The organism is Exiguobacterium sp. N5, from assembly GCF_025842465.1.
GTDB lineage: Bacteria > Bacillota > Bacilli > Exiguobacteriales > Exiguobacteriaceae > Exiguobacterium > Exiguobacterium profundum.
Window position 1 is genome coordinate 17,813 of the sequence record NZ_JAPAEP010000004.1, and the last position, 16,536, is coordinate 34,348.

Sequence of the window (16,536 nt, forward strand, 5' to 3'; positions counted from 1 at the left end):
TAAATAACCCTATGAGGTATCGACACTATGGAACAGATTAGCACGCATACAACGAGTCACAATGGATTTTTGATGATACTCGCTTTCCTCATTGCCAGCGTTTCTGCCTTGATGGCACTCGAATTAGCGAAGCGGGTCACAGGAGGTGTGACAACGTCTCATCGTACTTGGATTTTATTTGGTGGTACCACGCTAGGTCTTGGCATCTGGTCCATGCATTTTGTGGCCATGCTCGGTCATTCTTCTTTACACGAAAGCACGTACTCCATCTGGCTCATTATCGGATCGATGATTCCTTCGATTGCCGGGTGCATCCTGTCGTTCGGTTTGATTTCCCGAAAGACGACATGGATGACCTTACTGCAATCTTCCGGTTTGATGGGATTTGGAATCGTCAGCATGCATTATATCGGGATGACCGCTATACAAAGTGTTCAATTGGACTTTGATCCCTTATGGGTATTGATTTCGATTGGTATCGCTTGGGGCGCTTCCTTTCTCGCCTTATGGGTAGGTTTCTTTTCATCCTACTCTATGCAGCATTCCGCTTTTTCCGTGAAACTGATGTTCTCCCTTCTGATGGGGACAGCTATTTTCAGTATGCACCTTGCTGGAATGCGGGCAACGACCATTATCCCCGATGCTTCACCCGTCAGGCAGGTTCCGATTGATCCGACCCTACTCGCATGGTTAGTCACAAGCATCGTATTTCTCTTATTCGGGATGTACTTTATTGCGTATACGTTAGAACGACAAATCCAAAAACGTGACCTCTTCCAAACGACGATTTTAGAATCGACAACGGATGCTGTAGTGACGACGACAAGCGATGGTGAAATCCAATATCAAAATCAAGCGTTCGCTCACTTATTCGAGGGATGTGCGACAGAACCTTTTTTTCAGGATTATCATCCTTTGCTGTCGGCTCAACAGCCGTTCTATCAGCCGGTACAAATTGACACGAATCATCGTACGTTAGAAGTGACGTCTTACCCACTTCAAGATGGTTCGAACAATCAAGTACTCTGGTTTATCCGAGATGTGACCGAAGCAGTCGCCTCTCAGCGTCTGATTGAACATATGGCTTTTCACGATGCATTGACGGATTTACCAAATCGGCATAAACTGGATGCCCTCTTGAAGGAATGTATCTCACAAGAACGTTCGGTCGCCTGTTTATATATCGACGTAAACCGCTGGCGCTTCCTAAGTGACATTCTCGGGCATCACGGAGCAGACGAGTTGATCATTCAAGTCGCTGACCGCCTCAAACATACGATTCACCCAGACGATGTGTTGACACGAATCGGACCATCCGAGTTTGTCATCTTACTATTTGCGCAACGAAGTTCGCTCGCTCATCAAAAGGCTGAAAAATGTATTAAGGCGCTTTCATCCAGCTTCGATGTGGATGGCACGACTCTTGAATTGACGATGAGTGCGGGAATCAGTCATTTTCCTAAGGATAGTGCTTCTTCCGAAGAACTTATTCAGTTTTCTCGTCTTGCAGCTGATGAATCCAGACAAGATGGAGAGAATAATATCAAATTATTCGAAGAATCATCACGACCTCAACTCTTACGCAATATCGAGATAGAAAAAGCACTCGTCACCGCACTAAGTAAAAACGAACTGACACTTGTCTATCAACCGAAAATCGATTTGAAGCGGAATCGATTAGAAGGCGTGGAAGCGTTACTTCGCTGGCAACATCCACAAATCGGAAAGGTTGCGCCATCTGACTTCATCCCGATTGCAGAAAACACGGGGTTAATTCATTCGATTGGTCATTGGGTCATTCGGGAAGGCTGTCGCACTTGGGTACGTTGGCAACGAACTGGGATACGTCCCTTTACATTATCTCTTAACGTCTCCCCGCTCCAATTTGCGCGCGAAGACTTTGTTGATACGCTACAATCCATTCTTTTGGAGACGGGGATGGACCCGATGTATCTCGAATTGGAAGTGACCGAGTCCTCGATGCTTTCATATGAGGCCTCGACTCGTGAAAAACTGACGCAGTTGCATCAGCTCGGGATCCTCATTTCTCTCGATGATTTTGGGACCGGCTATTCTTCTTTCAGCCAACTTCGGGAACTTCCTGTGCAAGTGCTGAAAATCGATCGAACGTTTATCGAAAACCTGTTCACCGACCGCAATCAAGAGGCCATCGTCCGCTCGATGATTCAACTCGGTCACAACCTGGGTATGAAAGTTCTCATGGAGGGTGTGGAAACATCCGCTCAACTCGAATGGCTACTCAAGGAATCGTGTGACTACGTACAGGGCTACTACTTCAGTCTTCCGTTGTCTGAGACAGACGTTCCGTTTCATGTCAAAGAGACGACCACCTATCTCGAGTTCGGGAAACACTAAAAATCGCTCCTGTCAAATAGACAGGAGCGATTTTTAGTTACGACACGCGTTCTTTTTCTTCTTCCCGAATCAAATGATATTGATCGAGAATCAACTGGGTCAACGTGTCCCCTTCATGAAGATGAAGGTATTTTTCAATCGTTGACGAGATGCCGTGTTCTTCGATCGACAAGTTCAGCTCCGACGATTCCGAGTCCTCCGGGTTGTAGTAATGAAGGGCTGCTGCAATCCCGTAAGCGAGTTCGTTTGGCTCGATGCCGTTATCCATCAATTCGCGTGCCGGCTTGACGAGACGGTCGCTCGGTCCAAGTTTACGAATCGGCGAACGCGCCACGCGCGACACTTCGTCCTTCAATTTCGGGTTTTCAAAGCGCTTGATGATTTTTTGAATGTATTGGCTATGCTCTTTCGCCTCGAATCCATATTTCTCAAGCAATAACCAACCTGTTTCATATAAAGCGCCTTGGACGACTTGACGCACACGGCGATCCTTCAATGCCTCGTCAATCGTCGCCTTCCCGAACAACGAGCCAATATAAGAGGCGATGGCATGTCCCGTATTGACCGTGAATAATTTCCGTTCGATATACGGTCCGATTTCTTCAACCCATGTCACACCTTGAATCGGTGGTTGTTCGTTGAGCCCTTGTGTCTCGATGACCCATTCATGGAACGTCTCGACTTCCACGTAAAGTGGATCCTCATGTTGTTGTAGTGGGACGATGCGGTCGACAGCCGCGTTCGGGAAGAAGACATTCGCCTCCCCGACACCGCCACACGCCTCTACTTCTTGACGAAGAATCGCACTCCCACCAATCATGTTCTCACATGCAATGACATAAACCGGGGCGTCTTCGACTTCACGAGCACGAAGTCCTTCGCTAATCAACGGTGCCACTTTTGAGAGGAGTGACGGTCCGACAGCCGTCGTCACGAGATCTGCTTCTGCAATCAATTCCACGACACGAGCCGGTTCTTTTAAACTGTTGACACCGCGAACACGGTCGACAATGATACGATCGACGCCGTCTTCTGCGAATCCGACCTCATAATGACGTTTTACCTCAAGCGCTTCGATGACAGTGTCATTGATGTCGACAAACGTCACCTCGTAACCGCTTTGATTGAGCAATAATCCGATAAATCCTCGTCCAATGTTCCCTGCACCAAAATGAACAGCTTTCATTTACGCCACCTCTTCCATAAAGAGCGCCAAGATTTCTTCTTTCGTTTTCGCCTGAACAAGACGCTCCACATTGCTTTCGTCCGAGCAGAGAATCGCGATTTGCGAAAGCAGCTCTAAATGTTCATCATTCACGCCTGCAATTCCGATGACGAGTTTGGCCGTTTGACCTCCAAAGTCGACACCGTCTGGTACTTGCAGGAACGAGATCCCCGTCTTCTGAACCGCTGATTTCGCTGCTTCTGTACCGTGTGGAATGGCGACGTGATTTCCGATATAGACGTTGGCGATCGCTTGACGTTCATGCATCGCTTCTACATACTCCGGCGTCACACAGCCGGCGTCTTGTAGGACGGCTCCGGCTGCTGTGATCGCTTCCTCTGTCGTTGCGAATGTTTGGTTAAGTCGAATCATCTCTGTTTGAATGAATGGCATTTTGATTTCCTCCTAATGGCTAAACCGTATCTCTATCTGTTCTGAGTTCAAGAAATTTTGCTGCGTTCCGCTTTAATTTCTTCTACCAATTGGTCGTAGTAATCGGCGTTCAAGAAGTTCGTGACCGAACGATGAATCGCATCCGGTGCTTGCGCTTCCGCACGCTCCGTCAAATCTTCGTGTGTGATGACGAACTGGGCGTCTTTCGGCAAGTTGCTGATGGACGTGTTCGTCACTTTGATTGGCAAGTTCGCTTTGTTGACCTTGTTCCGGAGAACCGATGCTCCCATGGCACTCGATCCCATTCCAGCGTCACAAGCGAAGATGATGTGGTCGACTTTATCAAGACGATCTGTCACGAGAGCCGATGCGTAAGACTGTTTGCCTTTCATCGCACTCACGTTTTGTGTCGCTTCTTCGAGTGATACTTCCTCTGCTGCGCTCGATTTCAAGATGACACTCGCCACAGCGAACGTGACCGCTGCTGACAAGAGAATCCCTGCCACGAGTCCGAGATATGAACCGCGTGACGCCATCGCAAGAATGGCAAAGATACTACCTGGTGAAGCAGGTGCGACGAGACCGACATCAAAGAGTACGAACGTGAAGATCCCTGTTGCGCCCCCTGCGATCATCGCAAGGATCAAGACCGGCTTCATCAACACGTATGGGAAGTAAATCTCGTGAATCCCACCAAGGAAGTGAATGATGGCTGCACCCGGTGCCGTACGTTTCGCTGCACCTTTGGCGAAGAACATATAGGCGAGAAGTAATCCAAGACCTGGTCCTGGGTTTGCTTCAAGTAAGAAGAGAACTGATTTTCCAGCGTCGGCGACTTGATCGACACCAAGCGGACTCAAGATCCCGTGGTTGATGGCGTTGTTCAAGAAGAGAACTTTTGCCGGTTCGATGAACAGACTCGCAATCGGAAGCAATTTCGCGCCGACGATCCAGTCAACACCTGCCGCCATGACTTTATCGAGGGCACTCATGATCGGACCGAAGATTTCAAATCCTCCAAGCATGAGAAGACCACCGATGATTCCAACTGAGAAGTTGTTGACGAGCATTTCAAATCCTGCTTTAACTTTGCCTTCAAGGGCACGGTCGACTTGGCGGATGACATAACCACCGAGTGGACCCATGATCATCGCACCGAGGAACATCGGAATGTCGGTACCGACGATGACCCCCATCGTGGCGAGTGCCCCGACGACACCGCCTCGTACGTCATGAAGTAATTTACCACCAGTGAAACCGATGAGTAATGGTAAGAGATACGTGATGGTTGGACCAACGAGTTCTGCTAATTTTTCGTTTGGCCACCATCCTGTTGGAATGAAGAGTGCTGTGATAATCCCCCAGGCAATGAAGGCGCCGATGTTCGGCATGACCATCCCACTGAGGAAACTACCGAACCGTTGTACTTTGACTCGGACCCCGCCCGAGCTTGCTTGCGTATTCGCCATGTATAAAACCTCCAGTCGTTTAAATGTGAAAGGTTGAATGTGTAGTGTAGCTAACCGGTTTGTGCTCTACACCTGTATTGTATGCCTGGAGTAAGCGCTTTCTCAATTCAATCCAGTTCACACTTTGGCAACATTTTGTGCCAAACAAAAAAATGACCATGGTTCGGTCATTTTTCATACAATGTTTCATGAATCATTTTCTTCATGCATTCGTGCAGGAGTAAACGAAGATCTTCTTTCGTTCCCGTGCTATAAAGACGCATATGCTCCTCGCTCTCAATGAGCGACCCGCTGATCGCACTTAGGAACTGAAGCTCGACGTCACGTGCTTCTTCCGGTGCAAGCAAGACAAGGAGACGTGTCACGGGTTCGGTCGACTGATCCATCATGAGGAGTGGGATCGATGTCGTTAAATCAAACGCAAACACACTCGCCTTCTCAATCGAGGCATGTCGTCCGTGGAATAACGCCAGTTTCGTACCCGGCACACCAAGGCCCGCGACCTCGTGACGACGAAGCAGTTGGGCAGAGAGCTGAATCCCGCTTTGTACGAGGTCACGTTCTTCTAAATGTGTACCGATATCAAGCAAGATATCTTCTAAACGGTCCGTATTATTGAGCGTGACCAAATCGAACTGGTCATCCATCCGCTCGAACGTCTCGACCAATTCCCCGAGTTCTGCGAAATCAAGCATCGTTGACCGCGGCTTCGTTGCGAGTGTCTGAAAGGATTGCGGTAATGACAGTAAGAGATGGCGGACGCGTTGCACTTCTTCACTCGTCAAAAGCGGGTTGACGATTAACGTTGGTACCGATAGCGGTGGTAACGGTACCGTCGACAAGATGACATCATATTCTTCCAATCGGTGCTGTTCGAGTCCGAAAAGTGATGAGTTGACGACGTCTTGCATCTCTGGGAACTCTTGGCGTACCCGATTGACGAGCATCTTCGACGAACCGAGTCCGGCCGAACAGATGACGAGCGCCCGATATTCGCGGCGGCGCACCGGTTTGACGAGTGCTGCCGCAAAGTGCATCGCCCAAAAAACCGTTTCTTCTTCGGAGAACGTATTCGTCCCAAAGACGATGTCGGCGGCCTGTTGAATCGCCGAACGAAGTCCCGGATAGTCGCGGTCGATGTGGGGCTTGACCGTACTCGTCTCTGGTAGCGCCTGCGTATTCATACTCGAGAGGATGTGAGCAAGCAGTCCTCGTTCGAGAGCCGCGTCATCCGTAAAGGTGAACCCGTAGATGAGCGAGACGTGATGAATCAGTTTATGCACCCGAATCTGCATGATCCAGCGTTCTTCCTCGTCTTCTTTCATTTGATCTTTAATTGAGCGCAGACGATTCGCCTCTTCCGCGAACCAGACGCGTTCCGCCATCGAGTAAGTGATACCGAGAGCCGCTTCCATATCGGTGGCAACTTTCAGATAGTCCTCGGACCGTCCTTTCGTATACATCTCTAAAAAGAATCCAGACGCTAACCGCTCTTGTTGCACGCCGTAAGCGAACGTGACTCGCATGATGGTGCGGTCGTCCATCCGCTCAAACCTACGGGATTTCAAATAATCATAACCGTCTCGAAGACCTTCAAGCATCTCCTCGCATGGTACCGTCTTCAAAAAAGCAGGAATGTAGTCGTCTTCTCCACGGACGAAGCGATAAAATGCGAGCGTGTCCCAATGGGCAAGCAGAGCGTTGATGAGTAGCTTACGCTTCTCGGACTCATAACCGAGCACTCTAGCCCCAACACCTTTTTTCCGTTCAACTTCTAAATGATACTCTTCGAACCATCTGTCCAATTTCTCTAAGTCTTGCGTCAACGTGCTCGGCGAAACGTGCATCTGTTTAGCGACCGCCTGCAATTTGAGTGTATCGTTCTCAAACAAGAGACGCCACGCCAGTTCAAATAAGCGGTCCTCGCTCGTGGGGATCGCTTCTGCAGATAAGATGAGATCTTCTCGTAACTGTTGTTTCGCAGCTGGTTTGCCAACCAGGCTCAGTCCATGACCGCGTTGCCAAGCGAGTTCAAGTTCGAACTCTTTTAAGATGCCTTCAAGTAATTGTCGTTCTCGTTGAATCGTGCGCTCAGACAAATTCACCGCCTGCGCGATTTCGGCGAGCGGTGTCGATGTCTCAGTTGCCAATAAGTGTAGTAAAATCGACCGCTCTCGCGCGGTCCACTCATGTCTCATGCTCATCCATCCATTCTTCGACAAGTAGTCGGTATTCCTCGAGCGACAGGAGTTGTCGGACTGACCGGACACGTGCGGTCGGATGGGTGACCGGGGTCGCCCCTTCCTGATAGAGAATCAAATCCACCTCATTCGGGATGTTTTGAATCGTTCCGTGCGTAATCGTACAAGACAAGCGCCCCTCGCTTGCCTGTGCGAACAACTTCGCCGCCATCGCACTTGTCACAAACCCGCTATGACAAGCAATGTATACGTTCATGTCAGCCCTTCTTTCATCGCTTATCTTTATCTAATCATAAGTTGGAACCGCTTACTTCTCCTACTATTTTGCTTGTTGGCAAAGATATCGGCAAGGAGTAAAAAGGTTATGTCTACGTCACTAGACTCACTCCTTAATAAGGAGCTAAAGTCTTCATGAAAGTATTCATCTACGGTTTAATCGACAGTTCATTAAAGATATACTTTTAGATTAAAATATCTATTCTTGTAATGAATTGTATTATAATTTATTACATCTTGTATTTACAGAGAGGAATGGACAGAATTGCCTAACTTTAATTGGGAGCATTTAAACCACTTACAGCTCGGAAGATATGCAGAGTACTATGCAAAAATGGAATTCGCGTCCTACGGATGTGACGTCTATACATCAGAAGTAGATGATCACGGAGTCGATTTTGTCATTAAAGATTCCAATAACCGCTTTTGTGAGATTCAAGTAAAAGCAATTCGTAATTCAGGATATGTTTTTATGCAAAAAAGTAAATTCGACCTTACGACTCCAAACCTTTATTTGACACTTCTTTTATTCACCCAAGACGCACACCCTGAACTTTATCTAATCCCTAACGTCGCTTGGTTAGCCCCAAATGAATTATTCGTTGATCGAGATTACGATAAACCCGGACAAAAGAGTAAACCTGAGTACGGATTAAACATTTCAAGAAAGAACAAATCCTTACTTGAACACTATCGATTCGATACAATGATTCAATCATTTATTCTAAGGCAATCCGAAGGAACTAATTAAAAACTGCACTTTGTATGTTGAAAGTATCCAACAAACAAAGTGCAGTTTTTATTAACTCAGCCTCTTCATTATTTATTCCACTGTCACCGATTTCGCCAAGTTACGTGGCTTGTCGACGTCACAGCCACGGGCGAGCGCCGCATAATATGCCATCAACTGAACCGGTAAGACGTTGATGAGCGGTGCCAAGAGTGGCTCGACGTGCGGCAAGATGAAGTCATCATTCTCATGTTCGACTCCTTGCATCGAAATGATACAGGCGTTCGCACCACGGGCGACGACTTCTTTGACGTTCCCACGAATATTCAAGTTCGTCTTCGGTTGTGAGATGAGCGCGATGACCGGTGTCCCGTCTTCAATCAAGGCGATCGATCCGTGCTTCAGTTCCCCACCTGGGTACCCTTCCGCTTGGATATACGAAATCTCTTTTACTTTGAGCGCTCCTTCGAGACAGACAGAAGCGTCAAGCCCACGACCGATGAAGAACGTGTTCGGTGTCGTTTTCAAATAACGTTCCGCAAGGTCTTCGAACAACTCTTTTTGCGCCATGATCGAGTCCATGATGGTCGCAACTCGGGCAAGCTCCGGCATGAGATCAAACGGCAATTCTTTCCCTGTCGCACGAGCGATGTCGTACGCGAGAATCGCGAGGACGGCGATTTGCGCCGTGTACGCTTTCGTCGACGCGACCGCGATCTCTGGTCCGGCGTGGAGAAGCATCGTCTCGTTCGCTTCGCGTGAGAGCGTTGAACCCGGTACATTCGTCATGGTGAGCGCTTTGTATCCGCGTTTCTTCACTTCGACGAGGACGGCACGGCTGTCCGCCGTCTCACCGGATTGTGATAAGAAGACGAATAACGGACGTTCACTTAAGAGGGGCATATTGTAGCCGAATTCAGAAGAAACGTGCACTTCTGTTGGAATGCCGGCGATGCGCTCCAAAATATCTTTTCCGACGAGTCCCGCATTATAGCTCGTCCCACATGCGACGATATAGATCCGGTCCGCTTCCGACACGAGCTCGCGCACGCCGTCCGTGAGTTCGATCTCACCGTTCTCGTTCTGGTAGTGCTGGATGATGTTGCGGATGACGGCCGGCTGCTCGTCCATCTCTTTCAACATGTAGTGCGCGTACGTGCCCTTCTCGATGTCTGACGCATCAATCTCGGCCGTGTATGGTGCACGCTCGAGCACGTCGCCGTCGAGCGTCTTGATCGTCGCCGACTCACGTGTGAGGATGACGATCTCACCGTCGTGAAGCTCGAGGTACTGGTCTGTCACCTGGAGCATCGCCATCGCGTCTGATGCGACGACGTTGAACGTGCCGTCACCAAGTCCGACGAGGAGCGGTGACTTGTTCTTCCCGATATAGAGGCGCTCTTTGTCCTCTGAGTCGATCATCGCGATCGCGTACGAACCGTGGAGGTCCGAAAGCGTCTTGCGGAACGCCGCCTCGACATCACCGAGTTCGACGAAGTGTTTTTCCATGAGCTGGACGATGACTTCCGTGTCCGTCTCTGAAAGGAACGGGACGTCGAGCGTGGCTTTCAATTGTTCATCGTTCTCGATTACGCCGTTATGCACGAGCGTGAAGCGTCCAGTTGTACTTTGATGCGGGTGGGCGTTCGGTACGCTCGGTACCCCATGTGTCGCCCAACGCGTATGACCGATTCCGATCGTCCCTTCAGCATCAGCCGGTACGATGTCACGGAGTGCTTGAATCCGTCCTACTTCTTTAAACGTACGAACGTTTTCACCGACTAAGGCAATTCCTGCTGAATCGTAGCCACGATACTCGAGCTTTTCAAGCCCTTTCAATAAAATCTCTTTCGTTCCAATTTGTCCGATCATCCCTACGATTCCACACATAAACAAATCTCCTCTTTGCTTCGATTTCTCGAAAAAGGAAACGGGCTTTTTTGAGTGATGTCATTAAGTCTCGTTTTGTCCGCCCGGTCACCCGAACGTTTTATCAAGACTCTCTCAGTCGTGACACGCGACTGGAAGGCATCCGCCGAAATCTCGATCACCTTCGTCCTCGTCAACTCCGTAGAGTTCTGGCGCTTTTATCTCATACCTAGCCGTTTCTCCAGATACGCTTTCATGCTATCGAGTACAAGCCGTGTTGGATAGAGCAATCTGAAAAATTGTCGCTAAATACTTTTTTACCGTTCATGTAAAAGTCACCACTTTCACTAAAATGCCATCAATGTATCAGGTTTTCGAGTAGGGAGAGAACGGGCATGATACAAGTAACGAGTAAAGAAACGAGGGGAAACACATGGGTGGAATCTTCCTATTGATCGGCATTCTGTTATCCGTCTTATCCAGGTGGCTCGAGTTTGAAGGGAATAGCACGTTAGGGGATGTCATGTTGTTTCCTGCGATTTTCTTCATGGCGATGGCTTTTCTCTGCAGTTTCCCTTATTTCAAGGAATGGTGGGAAGACCGCTCCACCCGTAAGAAAGCATTCTTATTCGTGATTTTTGCTGCAGTCGGTATCCTATGTCTGCAAGCCGCTTTCTGGTTTGTCGTTTGGCGCAATCAATGGCTCGGACTTCTTCTCCTTCTTCCCTTTGCGGCATGTGTGGGGTTCATCGCTCGATTATTCAAATAAAAGGAGGATGCGAAATCGCACATCCTCCTTGTTAATTTACGGTGAAGTCAACCATCACAACGTAATGATCACTCGGTATAACGTTCTTACTCGTTCGCACATCTCCAAATACATCGACATGCTGAACCTCGAGTTCACTACATTCCGAACGAAACAGAATCCAATCATATCGTTCAGGCTGCTCGAGATGAGAAGATTGCAAGTATGGATTGTGCTTTACGTCTAACGTCGGTTGTGATTCTCCCGCAACAAACGTCGTCACGTCCAGCCACCCTGCATCTGATACATCATCATAGATATTCGATCGAGGATGATCATTGAAATCTCCATACAACACCTCAATCGCCTTTTGGCGCCCCTTGCTTAACCAGTCTCGTACCACTTCCATCTGGCATTCTCGAATCGAAGAAGAGCGCCAGTTCAGATGCACATTCGTGAGTCCCCATTCCTGACCGCCGAAGATAAGCGTCACTCGGGTCGCACAAAAGTTTGACTCTTCCACATCCTCTTCCCAAATCGCTTCAACTGAAGACAAGGGAATTTTACTCAAAAAAGCGAGTCCTTCGTCCGGTGAGTCGGGGTAAGCATGAAAGACACAGTACGGATAACCCGTCGCTTCCGCAATGTCATGAGCCACACTACCCTCTTCGTAAGAACGGACTTCTTGAAGTGCAATTACGTCCGCGTCGATTCGTTTTTGCCATAGCGTGTCATGGTTCCAAATGTTATACGTCGCAATCCTCACTTCATATTCCTACTTTCTAGAGTGAGTCACGCGCTCCCCCATTTTTGTTCTTCTCTTAATTCACGTTCTGTGACATAGTTCTCATCAAGTCGGACCATATGTTGTTCATACAATCGATGCATCATCATAGAACTAGGTATGAGCACTGCAATCGTCACAAAGAAAGCAAGCGTCGAAATCTGCCCTGTAACTGTGAAATATAGAAAGACGATGACAAATGGGTACGCAATCAAACCAGTGATTGAGTTCCAATGCGCGAGTCGTTTTGCTTCTCTCGATAGCAAATAGCGCTTCTTGATTGCTTCTCGGTCCCACGTCTTCTTCCATGCAGGTAAGGCAGCGATTTCCGAAATCACCAATACACCTACTAACGAAATCCACCCTTTCTCTACAGCGAAGAAAAGCATGAGTGCGAGTGCCCCACTCATCATACTAACAGTCCACTTCCCAGATTCATCGAATGTCGTTAATTCTCTCATCTGATCACGTTTGTTCACGACGTTGCTCCTTCTCGTATTCACGGACCTCACGAATTTCTTTTAAATCTTGATCCGTCAAATAGTTCTCGTCATAAGATTGAATGACGCGGTCGAACCGCTTCGCCAAGTATTCAATCCCGAAAAACGTCAGTTGCGAAAGGAGGAACATACGGAACGATTGTGTGCCCGTCGTTTCACTCGTGAAGTAAAAGAGTCCATAAATCCCGACACCCGTCAAAGCGAGCGTGTGCGCGATCATTTTGAACGATAAGAGGTTTCGTGCCGTCTGATTCGTCACAAAGCGCAGCCACATCCGATATTGTATAAAAATACCCGTCAAGACTGCAGCGAGCACCGCATATAACGTTCCCGAAACAACGCCGTCCGAAATTGTCCAATACGAGGCGTAAATCAAAAAACTGACGACGAGTCCGATGCCGATGATGCCGACACCCCATTTCGTCAAACGGTCTACTTTTAAAATCGTGTCGATTTGCGCTTTTACTTTTGGTGATAGTTCCATATGTTCTCTCCTCCTTCCAACACTTCTTCATACGTCGGTAGTTCTGACTGGTGCGCATGGATTCGCTCTTCCCATTTCTTCTCTCGATACGATTTCGCTAACCCCCAAAGGGCGACGATCCCACCGGTCAGGATGAAGGCATCTTCGTTCACATACATCGGGATGAAGAGCACAAATAACGAAACAGCACTAATCCAACAGTCAACGAGTCGATATCGCAACACCCGAACGACGTTTTGATGTTCGGCAAAAGGGCGAATGACTCGATATTCCATATATCCTTTATAAGCCATACCAATGGATACGACCAACATGACCGGGATGACCCACGTCGCCTGTGTCCGTAACATGGTGATGAACGAAATGAGGAATATGACGAGTACCGGCCAGCCAAAGAACCGTTCGAATTGTTTGGCATGCGTTATCGTGAGTTCAAATTGACGGTCCATTTAGTACACTCCCTTCAATCACTTCCTCATACGTCGGTAATTCCGGATCGATTTGTTTAAGTTGCTTCGTGAACCACTTCTGCCGAATCGGACTGAGTACTCCCCATATCCCAAAAAAGAGACCGATCACGAGACCAAAATCTTCCGCTGTCAGAAGCGTCACCATGAGCGCCGTCAACAAAATCGCATCCACCCATTCGAATACGTATTGGAATATAAGCATTCGATGAGCTTTCGGATGTTTTGTCATTCGCCACATGATACGCATCTCTTGATAGCCCATCACGACGATGATCATAGAGACTGACGCCATGATGGGGATGAGCCACATTTTCTCTAATAAGAGAGCGACAATAATGGCCGTGACATAAAGAATCAAGATGGGTACGGCATAACGTCTCATTCGTCGCATCCACTTTACGTCTTGTGCCACCTATATCGCCTCCTTGTCGAAATGTATATACTCCATATCTTGTTGTTTCGTTTGTTTGTTCACGTTTAACGTCCATAGCATCGCACCACCGATGAATACCGTGACACACACATACGCCACGTTTGAGGCGAACAGTAATTGATGATTCAACGCGAGGAAAAAGGCAGCACTGTTGAACCCGTCCCGAACGAGTTGACGACGATACAATCCTTTCAGTTCTGGTTGAAACCTCAGACGCATTCGATAGCGCTTCACATATAAGATGTTCAGCGGAATGAGCGCACAGGCGATATATAACACGCCCCACGTAAGGTCATCTGTTAATAAACTGATCGGTAACATCAGTACTACAAATGTTCCAAACAAGCCGAATATCCATTGGTCGAATAAACGCTTCCATGCTTTTTCTTGTGTCATCCGTTCAATCATTGATTTCGTCGCTCCAAATCTAACTGCTGTAACAGCGGAACACGTTCATTTAACTTCTTTTGAAACATCCGTGACATCTGATCGCTTACTACTCCCCATACGAGCAATCCGATCGCTAACATCAAACTGTCATATTGAAAGATTAGCAGAGCCGAAATCAAGGAGACGAGAACACCCGAACTGATCAAATCATACAGTAGGTTCCATTTTAGTAACTTCACGACATCTCGATCTTTCATATGCGTACGACGCATCCGATACTTCTTCACGTCTAATCCAATCATGGCCATTCCAATCAAGACGAACGGAATCGTCAACCAGACATAACGTCCGAAAAAAGATAAAATAATGGCCGTCACAACAAACACCAATAATGTATAGCCGACCCGAAGGTGTGACTTGCGCCATGTTGTTTCTTCCATATGCCAATGTGCCTCAGTCAACTAGAGCACTTCCTTTCCTTCTTATGCATTACTCCTATATACGTACTCTATGTCCTCATTGTTTCACATTTTCCGAATATTCTAGCATTGAATCGTTCGACTTTTTTCAACAATTGACGAACGAAACGTATCCGCTTACAAAGGTTATCTGCTATACTGTTACCAAATTCATTCCCACAAATTTTTTTGAAAGGTGTAGAACTGTATGTCTCCGAAGTACAAGCAAGTTGCGAGTCAGATTGAAGCGGACATCGTCAATCACGTATACCAACATACGAATAAATTATTGACCGAGGATGAGTATGCCAACAAGTATGGCGTCAGCCGCAACACGGTCCGAAAAGCGATCGAGATCCTCGTCAACAAAGGATACGTCTATCAAGTTCAAGGGAGCGGCGTCTTCGTCCGTGACCATTACAATAGTGATTACATCAATTTAGAAAAACTCCAAGGTCTCACAAGTGACTTCAGCGGTCGAAAAGTCGAGACACGCGTCTTACACTTCGAACAGACGGAGGCGAACGATGAGGTCGCCGAACGTATGAAGTGCCCGATCGGGACACCTGTCTACTTCGTGAAGCGGCTACGTCTCGTCGATGACCACCCGTTCTCGGTAGAGGATTCATACTTCCGAAAAGAGCTCGTCATCTACTTGGATGAGAACATTGTTCAAAAGTCGATCTACACGTATTTACGAAACGACCAAAAACTTGCCATCGGATTCGCCGACCGAGTCATTTACGCAGACTTTTTAGATTCAGAGTCCGCCGACCTGCTCGACCTGAACGAGAATGACCCAGCCTTGATCGTCGACAACACCGTCTATTTGACGAACGGACAAATCTTCGACGTCTCTCGTTCCATCCATCATTTTAAACATGTCAAAATGCTCAAAGTCTCGAACATCAAATCCTAAACGCGCCCGAGAGATGCTTTTCTCGTGCGCATTTTTTATGCATTTTTTTCGAAAAGAAAGGGTTTACACGAAAACGCTTTCGTGCTACTATCAACGTGTAGAAAATATTTGTACCTATGAATTTTATTTATCCATACAAAAAGGAGAGATATTATGGTTTCTGAAACAATCGAAATCTCACCGGAAGATATTTTCGGTCTCATCGCCCTCTCGGGTGACGCCAAAGCGAGCTACCATCAAGCGATGCTCCTCATGCAAGAAGGAAAGAAAGACGAAGCCGAAGCAGCAGTCGTTGCTGGTGACGCGACATTAAAAGAAGCACATGCGATTCAAACGAAATTCGTGACGCTCGAAGCACAAGGTAAATCGGCAACGGTTGGTGTCCTCATGGTGCATGCGCAAGATCACTTGATGAACACGATTCTCGTCAAAGAAATGCTTGGATATATGATGAATATGCAAAACGAAATCAACGAATTGAAAGGAATGGATCAAAAATGATTAAAATCGGACTCTTCTGTGCGGCAGGTATGTCAACAAGTATGTTAGTAGAAAAAATGAAAGCGGTTGCCTCTGAACGTGGCATCGAAGCTGAAATCGCAGCTTACCCAGAATCGGAGATGGAAACTTACGTTGACAACATCGACGTTGCACTTCTCGGACCACAAGTGAAGTACCTCCTTTCAAAAGGGAAGCAAATCTGCGAACCAAAAGGTGTTCCAATCGACGTCATCAACACAGTCGACTACGGCATGATGAACGGTGCGAAAGTATTAGACCACTCATTGAAACTTGTAAATAAATAAACTGA

The 16,536-nt window shown here is 47.6% G+C and carries 19 protein-coding genes; 6 read left to right on the forward strand and 13 right to left on the reverse strand.

From position 1 onward, the window contains the following. The first annotated feature begins 27 nt into the window (after positions 1-27). The gene (locus OKS35_RS13630; RefSeq protein WP_264093248.1) at positions 28-2,376 is read left to right on the forward strand and encodes an EAL domain-containing protein; all 2,349 of its coding nucleotides are present in this window, start codon (positions 28-30) and stop codon (positions 2,374-2,376) included. A gap of 37 nt (positions 2,377-2,413) precedes the next feature. On the opposite strand, the gene OKS35_RS13635 is transcribed toward OKS35_RS13630, so the two are convergent. The 5 genes from OKS35_RS13635 to OKS35_RS13655 form a co-directional block, all read right to left on the reverse strand. After that, positions 2,414-3,562, reverse strand: coding sequence for a mannitol-1-phosphate 5-dehydrogenase (locus tag OKS35_RS13635; RefSeq protein WP_264093249.1), 1,149 nt, complete (start codon positions 3,560-3,562; stop codon positions 2,414-2,416). Then, positions 3,563-3,994, reverse strand: coding sequence for a PTS sugar transporter subunit IIA (locus OKS35_RS13640; RefSeq protein WP_026824364.1), 432 nt, complete (start codon positions 3,992-3,994; stop codon positions 3,563-3,565). Between the two features lie 47 nt (positions 3,995-4,041). Continuing rightward, complete coding sequence (locus OKS35_RS13645; RefSeq protein WP_159563468.1) at positions 4,042-5,463, reverse strand: PTS mannitol transporter subunit IICB; 1,422 nt, start codon at positions 5,461-5,463, stop codon at positions 4,042-4,044. Between the two features lie 167 nt (positions 5,464-5,630). Beyond that, positions 5,631-7,661, reverse strand: coding sequence for a BglG family transcription antiterminator (locus OKS35_RS13650; protein WP_214784862.1), 2,031 nt, complete (start codon positions 7,659-7,661; stop codon positions 5,631-5,633). Then, the gene (locus OKS35_RS13655; RefSeq protein WP_074034712.1) at positions 7,651-7,920 is read right to left on the reverse strand and encodes a hypothetical protein; all 270 of its coding nucleotides are present in this window, start codon (positions 7,918-7,920) and stop codon (positions 7,651-7,653) included. The genes OKS35_RS13650 and OKS35_RS13655 overlap by 11 nt, the downstream gene beginning before the upstream one ends. A 285-nt stretch (positions 7,921-8,205) precedes the next feature. Between OKS35_RS13655 and OKS35_RS13660 the strand changes: the two genes are divergently transcribed. After that, a complete protein-coding gene (locus OKS35_RS13660; RefSeq protein WP_196431521.1) occupies positions 8,206-8,691 on the forward strand; it encodes a DUF4365 domain-containing protein in 486 nt (161 codons plus the stop codon). Positions 8,692-8,763: 72 nt separating this feature from the next. Here OKS35_RS13660 and glmS read toward each other — a convergent pair whose 3' ends face one another. After that, positions 8,764-10,560 (reverse strand): glutamine--fructose-6-phosphate transaminase (isomerizing), encoded by a 1,797-nt coding sequence (glmS, locus tag OKS35_RS13665; RefSeq protein ID WP_264093252.1) that lies wholly within the window; start codon positions 10,558-10,560, stop codon positions 8,764-8,766. Positions 10,561-10,972: 412 nt separating this feature from the next. Between glmS and OKS35_RS13670 the strand changes: the two genes are divergently transcribed. Continuing rightward, positions 10,973-11,308 carry a hypothetical protein gene (locus OKS35_RS13670; RefSeq protein ID WP_074034716.1) on the forward strand — a complete coding sequence of 112 codons (336 nt, stop codon included), beginning with the start codon at positions 10,973-10,975 and terminating at the stop codon, positions 11,306-11,308. A gap of 31 nt (positions 11,309-11,339) precedes the next feature. On the opposite strand, the gene OKS35_RS13675 is transcribed toward OKS35_RS13670, so the two are convergent. From OKS35_RS13675 to OKS35_RS13705, 7 genes are read right to left on the reverse strand one after another with little or no spacing between them, the layout of a single operon-like run. Continuing rightward, positions 11,340-12,053 carry an endonuclease/exonuclease/phosphatase family protein gene (locus tag OKS35_RS13675; RefSeq protein ID WP_264093255.1) on the reverse strand — a complete coding sequence of 238 codons (714 nt, stop codon included), beginning with the start codon at positions 12,051-12,053 and terminating at the stop codon, positions 11,340-11,342. Between the two features lie 26 nt (positions 12,054-12,079). Continuing rightward, complete coding sequence (locus OKS35_RS13680) at positions 12,080-12,550, reverse strand: hypothetical protein (RefSeq protein WP_264093257.1); 471 nt, start codon at positions 12,548-12,550, stop codon at positions 12,080-12,082. After that, positions 12,537-13,055 (reverse strand): hypothetical protein, encoded by a 519-nt coding sequence (locus OKS35_RS13685; RefSeq protein ID WP_264093259.1) that lies wholly within the window; start codon positions 13,053-13,055, stop codon positions 12,537-12,539. The genes OKS35_RS13680 and OKS35_RS13685 overlap by 14 nt, the downstream gene beginning before the upstream one ends. Then, positions 13,034-13,504 (reverse strand): hypothetical protein, encoded by a 471-nt coding sequence (locus OKS35_RS13690; protein WP_264093260.1) that lies wholly within the window; start codon positions 13,502-13,504, stop codon positions 13,034-13,036. The genes OKS35_RS13685 and OKS35_RS13690 overlap by 22 nt, the downstream gene beginning before the upstream one ends. Continuing rightward, a complete protein-coding gene (locus tag OKS35_RS13695) occupies positions 13,488-13,937 on the reverse strand; it encodes a hypothetical protein (RefSeq protein WP_214784880.1) in 450 nt (149 codons plus the stop codon). Before OKS35_RS13695 ends, OKS35_RS13690 begins: the two co-directional genes overlap by 17 nt. After that, a complete protein-coding gene (locus OKS35_RS13700; protein ID WP_264093262.1) occupies positions 13,938-14,366 on the reverse strand; it encodes a hypothetical protein in 429 nt (142 codons plus the stop codon). Beyond that, positions 14,363-14,809, reverse strand: a complete 447-nt coding sequence (locus tag OKS35_RS13705; RefSeq protein WP_264093263.1) for a hypothetical protein — start codon at positions 14,807-14,809, stop codon at positions 14,363-14,365. The genes OKS35_RS13700 and OKS35_RS13705 overlap by 4 nt, the downstream gene beginning before the upstream one ends. Before the next feature lie 205 nt (positions 14,810-15,014). Between OKS35_RS13705 and OKS35_RS13710 the strand changes: the two genes are divergently transcribed. From OKS35_RS13710 to OKS35_RS13720, 3 genes are all read left to right on the forward strand, one after another. Then, positions 15,015-15,725, forward strand: coding sequence for a GntR family transcriptional regulator (locus OKS35_RS13710; protein WP_214784886.1), 711 nt, complete (start codon positions 15,015-15,017; stop codon positions 15,723-15,725). A 153-nt stretch (positions 15,726-15,878) separates the two neighbouring features. Further along, a complete protein-coding gene (locus tag OKS35_RS13715) occupies positions 15,879-16,226 on the forward strand; it encodes a PTS lactose/cellobiose transporter subunit IIA (RefSeq protein WP_031424619.1) in 348 nt (115 codons plus the stop codon). Next, positions 16,223-16,531, forward strand: coding sequence for a PTS sugar transporter subunit IIB (locus OKS35_RS13720; protein WP_015880671.1), 309 nt, complete (start codon positions 16,223-16,225; stop codon positions 16,529-16,531). The genes OKS35_RS13715 and OKS35_RS13720 overlap by 4 nt, the downstream gene beginning before the upstream one ends. The last annotated feature ends 5 nt before the right edge of the window (positions 16,532-16,536 follow it).